Origin of the sequence: Pseudooceanicola nanhaiensis, assembly GCF_020171315.1 — a bacterium.
In the GTDB taxonomy this organism is placed as follows: domain Bacteria; phylum Pseudomonadota; class Alphaproteobacteria; order Rhodobacterales; family Rhodobacteraceae; genus Pseudooceanicola; species Pseudooceanicola nanhaiensis_A.
Genome location: NZ_JAIUZP010000002.1, coordinates 61915 through 67914, shown reverse-complemented (window position 1 = coordinate 67914; position 6000 = coordinate 61915). Strand labels below are relative to the sequence as shown.

Sequence of the window (6000 nt, the reverse complement as noted above, 5' to 3'; positions counted from 1 at the left end):
GTCAGCCCCTGAACCTCCAGCATGCGAAATCTGAAACTGGCCGTTAACGACGGTGATTTCGTATTCGGAGCGGTTGCCACCATAGACAATCGTGTCCGTCCCATCGCCACCGTCAAACACATCATTACCCGCCTGACCAATCATCAGGTCATCGCCATCGCCGCCAGAAAGGCTGTCGTTGCCGTTCCCGCCGTCCAGGTAGTCATTTCCGTCGTATCCGAACATGGTATCGTCACCACCATAGCCGTAGAGGCTGTCGGCTCCGGAGCCTAGCGCATAGACATAGTCGCTCTGGTACGACCCGTGCAGAACACTGTCGGCGTAATTCACGTCGTAAATTAAAACCCCTGCTCCAGTGACCCCCCTCGCGTCGATCACTTGCGGCATGACCGTCGAGCCACCCACCGGGATTACGGTACCAATCGAGTTGTTATCTTCCACTGTAATGCCGGAAGAAAAGCTCTCGATCGTCACCTGACGGTACGAGTTCGACACCGCCGCAGCACCGGAAACCGTAAGGGTCCCGCTCAGGTTCGTGGCAAATAACATTATAGTCCCCAAAGACTTACATCGCGCGGAGTTGCGCCAAGCATACGTAGGCGATGAACTTCTCACTTGGAAGTGCCAAAGTTTCGCTTTCCCTGCTTCTTCGCTTAAGAGGCGGGCCAACTGACCAGGAGCTTGCGGAAATCGACCTTGCAAATTGCGCCGATCAGCGATTGACCCTCCAGAGACCAATAACTGAATTGCTGCGAGTGAATTCGTCGAGTACGTAATCCGGTGGCAGATGGTAAAGACCGATAGGCCCTGCCGCGGTCTGTTGCCGGGCGCCGCATTGGACCGTGAACAGGTGAACGTTGAGAAGCGTTGCGTGCAGGTGGCTGTTGAGTTTTTCCACAAGGCCAACTTGCATAATCGGCTCTGCTTGGCTGGATGCCGTGCCAGCTCGTCAATCCAGCTTAGGCATCAATCGCAAGGAGCGTGGCGCGCCCTACATTGAAGCGCCCCTATTCCCACCCACCGCAGCGGTTCTGACGCGACCTTGATCAGCAAAACACTTTCTTCAACTCATATCCCCGCATGCGATCCAAGGCAGAGCATAGTGACGACCGGCAAGCGTCAATGCTCCTCTGATCCACCGCCCACCCGTGCAGCCGCAGCACTTCGCTGATGGTCATCCCGCCGACGCAGACCTGGTCCACCAGCGCCTGGTCAAAGATCGCCTTGCGCTTCTCTGCCCCACCCGGCCGGATACGGCGCACCGCCTTGGCCAGCCCGCCGCCGATCCGACGCTCGAAGACCCGCAGCCGCTGGAAGTCCCGCAACATCGCCACCTCGCGATCACCTCCCCCACTGCCCGACACGTGCAGTGCCTCCAGCGAGGAGCACTTCACGCCCGAGGAGGCACAGCGCTCGACAAGGGCGGCGTACTCGCGGCCCACCTCGATCTGGCCCACCGTGAACGGCGGCTGAAAGATCGGCACCGGCTGCCTGGCCTCTTCTGCCTTTGCCACCAGCGCGCGGTGCCGGTTCTGGGCCTGCCGCCTCATCACGTCGAAGGCATCGGCCACCCGCGCTGCCCTGAACATGACCCCGCTCTCGGGATCAACCCAGCCATCGCGCCGCACGCGAGGCCCGGCAGGTGTCATCTCGGTGTGGCGAGGCATGAAGGCCACCATGGGCCCGCGCGCCGGGGCCACCGGCATGGCCGGGCAGACGCCTTCGGGCGGCGCCGCGGCCGCCAGTACGGCGGCGATCGAGGCCGCCGTTGCCTCGTTAGCCGCAAGCGGAAGTCGGCCCACCTGCGCCGTCCCGAGGCGGGAGACGTAGATCACCTGGTCCTTGCGGAGCGCGCTCATGCCGCGTCCCCCGCTTCGGCCTGCCGTTTGTCGATGCCCGCCTGCACCATGGCCCGCGCCCGGGCTTCGAGGCCGCGGTACCAGCGCAGCTCCTCGCGGGCATGGGCGCCAGGCTCGAAGCCCCGGTGCAGCTTGTCCTCGGTCACCTCGACCATGCGGACCAACGTCTCGCTCCGCTCGGTGATCATGCGCAGCTCGCGTTCGTCGCGCGGAGGGCGCAGCCGCTTCTCCCACCACAGGAAGGTCGCGACGAGGTTGCCGTTTTGCAGCGCAGCGAGACCTGCGCGCGAGGCGAACCAGCTCGCGGCCCGGGGCAGTTCCTCAAGGCGGCGCGGCTCGTAGCTGTGCGCCACGCCGATCAGCGAGACGGGCTTCGGCCAGAAACAACGCGCCGAGCCCTCGCCATTGCGCAGCAGCCATTCCAGAAGCGCTGCCAGGGCCGCGTCACCGAGATAGGCCAGGTCATCGCAAATCCGGTCAAGCGCGCGTTTCTGCTCGGCCTCGGGCGTGCCCTTCTTGAACCGCATGCCGGCTTCGATCGCGGGCTCGATCAGCATGCGCCGGACCCGGCCGCGGGCGGTTTCGGTGGTGGTCTGCTCGTCGGTCATGGCTTGCCCCTTCTCAGCTCAGCCCGGCTGCCGCACGCTCGTCCGGCGTGAGCAGGTCCGCTGCGATGATGTGATCCCGAACCCATGGCTGCTCGTCGGCGATGGCCTGCATGCGGCCTTCGCGGAATGCGGCGACAGCGCGCGCCGCCGCGGCGATGACCATGGGGTTGTCGGAGGGCGCCCGCGCGCCCGCCCGCGCTCCATGGTTCTTCCATGGTTTATCCTTATTATAGGGCGCGGCAGTTTTGCCCCCCTTTCGGCGCAAATTTGCACCCCTTTCTCCGGCCTCAGGGTTGCATGGATGCCCCCCTTTCGGGCCGCTAAAGGCTAGCATGTCTGCCCCCCTTTCCGGCCCATAGACCGGAAGCTGACGTCCACGCCACACGCGCACCAGCCGGGTGCTCACCAGGAACCCGAAGCTGCTGCTGGAGCCCCGATGCTCGCCCGGAACGTGGACGATCCACTCCCCCTCGACCAAGTCTCTTACCGCCCGCCTGACCGTGTCGTCCGACTTGTCAAACTGTGCGCCGAGCTGCCGGAACGAGGGCGTGCAGCGAAGGGTCTTGCGCTGGGTGTAGTCGAATGCGAGCGCGTGCAGCAGGACCATCGGGAAGAGCTTCAGCGTCACGTCGGAGCGGACCATCTCCAGCATCTCGAACCGCGCCCGCTCCCATTCCGTGACCCCGAGCATGCGCCTGCCCGGGCCGACGGCCGCCTCCAGCTCAGGCTTGCGGGGATCAAATTCCACCACGTCGGCCCGCTCATGTGCCTCTCTCATCATCCAACCTCGCTCAGGAACGCCTCGACCGCCGGGCCGAGGCCCACGAGGTCATGACGGAGTTCATCATCGACCGCCCCAGAGGCGATCGGCGGCCCCGCCGGGCCCGGCATGTCGGCCGACAGGTCGCTGACCCGCAGCGCCCACCTCCGGGCACCGCACTCCGAAGCGACCAGCTCCAGCCACAGGTGCCCGAAGGGCAGCACGAGGCGGCGCGCAATCGTCAGCGGCGCGGCCGTCATGCTGCCCTCCGGGTCGGCGCCCGTGAGTGATGACCGGCCACCTCGGCGGGCACCCCGCCGGTCGGAGGGGCCGGGAGGCCCCGCGCACTGCCCCTCTCCGGGGGCTTGGTACGGCGGGTCCCGCCGAGGGTCTTGCGTTGCCGGGTCACGGTGGACCCTCCCACGGCGCGGTGGGCAGCGTGACCGGGCTGCGACTGAATTCCCCGCTCACGATCGCACGGACGGGCACATGGACGATGGTCCGGTCACCGCGCACGTCGCGAGCCAAGGGCACGGACGCATCCGGATCGCGCGCGGTGAGCTGGCGCATCTTCGGAGGGCGTCCGAGGAGATCATCGCGCGCGCTCATCCGCCCTGCCCCCGCAAGGGTACCGGCCCGGTTGAACGCGCCTCGCAGAGCGCCGCCATGGCGGCATGCTTGTCCGCCGCCTCGCGATGTTCGACCGCGGCCTGAGCCCAGTCCTGCGCAGTCTCGGACCGCGCCGCGCGGAGACTGGCCTCCAGAGACTCGCCATGTTCGCGCGAGGTCTCCCCTATGAGTTCGTAGGGACAGGCGTCGCCGGGTGGAGGCTCGGTTTGCACTCGATACTCGTCGAAGCATCTGTTCCCCGTACCGTCCATCAACGCCCAGGCCCACAGAAGTGGCACCTCCGCGTTTCCGTGCTCGATCCGGCTGAGCGACCCGATGCTGATCGAATGCCCCACAGCCGAAGAGATCATGGCCGCCGCCGCCTCTTTGCCTTGCGCCTGCCTGACCAAATTGCGGAACATCTGAGCTGCGATCATCGGCTGCATGGAAACGCCTTTTCCTTCGGGTTCTGGTTTGTTTGATGAATGATGCAGGGCACCGCGATAGGTCCCGCGCGCGCCAACCGCGGAGCCCCGCTAAACCGGACGGGACCGGTCAACGACACTTCAGCTCCACGGAAGCGCCAAACAGGAGTTGCGCAGGCAATGACACTAGGTCGCCTCACACCTGCCTCCCTTCCCCAGCCAGTGGCTGGTGCGGTCCGAGGAGCTCGGCCAGATCGGGCCTCAGGTCCCCGACCCCAACGCCGAGGGCGTCTGCCAGGGCAGACACCTTGCTTAGGCCAACCCGGCGTTCCCCCGCTTCAAGAAGCGACAGGTACGAACGGGAGAAACCGGCCCGGCGGCAAATCTCGGCCCGTGTCAGCGGGCTGTTCTGGATGAGGTTACGCAGCTCCATGTCGAATCATTTACATTATGTATATTCTTTTGAGAAGACATTTTACATAGAGTCGATGGCGCGGCAGCGCGAAGGGAGGCATTGACCACCCATGCGCTTCAACATTCGCCAGCGCCGCAAGGCCGCCGGGTTCAGCCAGGAACACATGGCTGAACTGCTCAACATCTCGACAGGCCTCTACAACGGGCTCGAAACCGGCAAGCGCCGGATGAATGAGACCTACTTGGAAGGCATTGCGAATATCTTTCAGGTCCCCGTGTCAGCCTTGCTGGAAGAAGACAGGGCAGCGATCAAAGTGATCGGCGAACTCATCGAGGACGCGGAGATCTTTCTCCCCAGCAATCACGAGCGCCTGAAGGCGGCGAACCCAAAAGAGCTCGACAAGTTCTTCTTGAAGGGCGGGATGGAATACGTGAGCTGCCCGTTGGAGTTGCCCGCCGAAGGTGTTGCCGCGGTAAAGGTGGGCCAGCGGATGACCGACACCCCCTACAGCGCAGGGGACATTCTCTTCTTCGACTTCCCTAGACGCCTCGGGGTGCCGAGCGACGCCATCAACAAGCTGTCCGTCTGCGCCGATCGAAACGGAAACTTCTGGCTCCGCCGCGTGATACGTGCCGACCGCCCAGACACGTTCCACCTCATCGCCCCGACCGACCGCCAAAACTCGATGCACGATATCGAACTTCTCTGGGCAGGCCCGATCGAACTTCACTGGCCCGCAAAGCTCGTGCGGAGCGCACCACCACCCGAGAGTTGACACACATCCCCAACGTCAACCCAGTCAGAATTTACTTTATATAAAATTATTCTTGATCCACAGTTTTACATAGTGTTAAAAATCTTCATCCACCGATGGAGGCACTATGCAATCGTACATTCACGTCCTCACGGCCCGCAGTCGCGTCCTGCACGCAGGAAAATACCTCGGACAGCCCGCCCTGATCACCGACGCCTGGCTCCAGTTGAAAGAGCAGCAGGGCCATCCCATCACGGTTGAGCGCCTGGCGCGGATCGAAACCGGCCACCCCTCGGCGGGCCCCACAATGATCGCGCCGCCTGCGCCCGCCATGTCGATGCTGGCGCGCCGGCGTGGGCCGCTGCCTCTCTTCGACTTCACTCCCCCAGACGACGGCGATTACGGGGGCGACGCGGCATGAGGCCCCGTTCCGCCCCCGCCCGCCAGCCGGACATCGCGACGCTTATCACCCGATGGATGGTTGCCACCGCGCTCATTACCTCCGGCAGCCTCGCCGCGACCCTCGTGGCCCTATGGTTCTGAGCCCGCCACCCGCCACCCGCCACCGGG

The 6000-nt window shown here is 64.5% G+C and carries 10 protein-coding genes; 3 read left to right on the top strand and 7 right to left on the bottom strand.

All coding sequences use genetic code 11. The features are described 5' to 3' along the window. The 7 genes from LCM32_RS04945 to LCM32_RS22145 form a co-directional block, all read right to left on the bottom strand. Positions 1 to 549, bottom strand: a 549-nt coding sequence (locus LCM32_RS04945) for a calcium-binding protein (RefSeq protein ID WP_412070664.1), incomplete at its 3' end; no start/stop codon positions are given. Between the two features lie 497 nt (positions 550 to 1046). After that, a complete protein-coding gene (locus LCM32_RS04940) occupies positions 1047 to 1859 on the bottom strand; it encodes a hypothetical protein (protein ID WP_224819958.1) in 813 nt (270 codons plus the stop codon). Further along, on the bottom strand, positions 1856 to 2467 hold the full coding sequence (locus LCM32_RS04935) for a hypothetical protein (RefSeq protein ID WP_224819957.1): 612 nt from the start codon (positions 2465 to 2467) through the stop codon (positions 1856 to 1858). The genes LCM32_RS04940 and LCM32_RS04935 overlap by 4 nt, the downstream gene beginning before the upstream one ends. A gap of 13 nt (positions 2468 to 2480) precedes the next feature. Beyond that, positions 2481 to 3248: a hypothetical protein gene (locus LCM32_RS04930; protein WP_224819956.1), complete on the bottom strand. Its 768-nt coding sequence runs from the start codon at positions 3246 to 3248 to the stop codon at positions 2481 to 2483. Further along, a complete protein-coding gene (locus tag LCM32_RS04925; RefSeq protein ID WP_224819955.1) occupies positions 3245 to 3487 on the bottom strand; it encodes a hypothetical protein in 243 nt (80 codons plus the stop codon). Before LCM32_RS04925 ends, LCM32_RS04930 begins: the two co-directional genes overlap by 4 nt. 345 nt (positions 3488 to 3832) lie before the next feature. Continuing rightward, positions 3833 to 4282, bottom strand: a complete 450-nt coding sequence (locus LCM32_RS04920; protein WP_224819954.1) for a hypothetical protein — start codon at positions 4280 to 4282, stop codon at positions 3833 to 3835. 175 nt (positions 4283 to 4457) lie between these two features. After that, positions 4458 to 4694: a helix-turn-helix domain-containing protein gene (locus LCM32_RS22145; RefSeq protein WP_224819953.1), complete on the bottom strand. Its 237-nt coding sequence runs from the start codon at positions 4692 to 4694 to the stop codon at positions 4458 to 4460. A 91-nt stretch (positions 4695 to 4785) separates the two neighbouring features. Between LCM32_RS22145 and LCM32_RS04910 the strand changes: the two genes are divergently transcribed. From LCM32_RS04910 to LCM32_RS21940, 3 genes are all read left to right on the top strand, one after another. Further along, on the top strand, positions 4786 to 5451 hold the full coding sequence (locus LCM32_RS04910; protein WP_224819952.1) for a helix-turn-helix domain-containing protein: 666 nt from the start codon (positions 4786 to 4788) through the stop codon (positions 5449 to 5451). Between the two features lie 106 nt (positions 5452 to 5557). Then, complete coding sequence (locus LCM32_RS04905; protein ID WP_224819951.1) at positions 5558 to 5851, top strand: hypothetical protein; 294 nt, start codon at positions 5558 to 5560, stop codon at positions 5849 to 5851. Further along, positions 5848 to 5973, top strand: a complete 126-nt coding sequence (locus tag LCM32_RS21940; protein ID WP_263618097.1) for a hypothetical protein — start codon at positions 5848 to 5850, stop codon at positions 5971 to 5973. Before LCM32_RS04905 ends, LCM32_RS21940 begins: the two co-directional genes overlap by 4 nt. Positions 5974 to 6000 lie beyond the last annotated feature (27 nt).

What these genes read in the sequence shown, in the direction of transcription:
- LCM32_RS04940 (WP_224819958.1), bottom strand. Translation starts at nt 1,859, where the DNA reads ATGAGCGCGCTCCGCAAGGACCAGGTGATCTACGTCTCCCGCCTCGGG.
- LCM32_RS04935 (WP_224819957.1), bottom strand. Translation starts at nt 2,467, where the DNA reads ATGACCGACGAGCAGACCACCACCGAAACCGCCCGCGGCCGGGTCCGG.
- LCM32_RS04930 (WP_224819956.1), bottom strand. Translation starts at nt 3,248, where the DNA reads ATGATGAGAGAGGCACATGAGCGGGCCGACGTGGTGGAATTTGATCCC.
- LCM32_RS04925 (WP_224819955.1), bottom strand. Translation starts at nt 3,487, where the DNA reads ATGACGGCCGCGCCGCTGACGATTGCGCGCCGCCTCGTGCTGCCCTTC.
- LCM32_RS04920 (WP_224819954.1), bottom strand. Translation starts at nt 4,282, where the DNA reads ATGCAGCCGATGATCGCAGCTCAGATGTTCCGCAATTTGGTCAGGCAG.
- LCM32_RS22145 (WP_224819953.1), bottom strand. Translation starts at nt 4,694, where the DNA reads ATGGAGCTGCGTAACCTCATCCAGAACAGCCCGCTGACACGGGCCGAG.
- LCM32_RS04910 (WP_224819952.1), top strand. Translation starts at nt 4,786, where the DNA reads ATGCGCTTCAACATTCGCCAGCGCCGCAAGGCCGCCGGGTTCAGCCAG.
- LCM32_RS04905 (WP_224819951.1), top strand. Translation starts at nt 5,558, where the DNA reads ATGCAATCGTACATTCACGTCCTCACGGCCCGCAGTCGCGTCCTGCAC.
- LCM32_RS21940 (WP_263618097.1), top strand. Translation starts at nt 5,848, where the DNA reads ATGAGGCCCCGTTCCGCCCCCGCCCGCCAGCCGGACATCGCGACGCTT.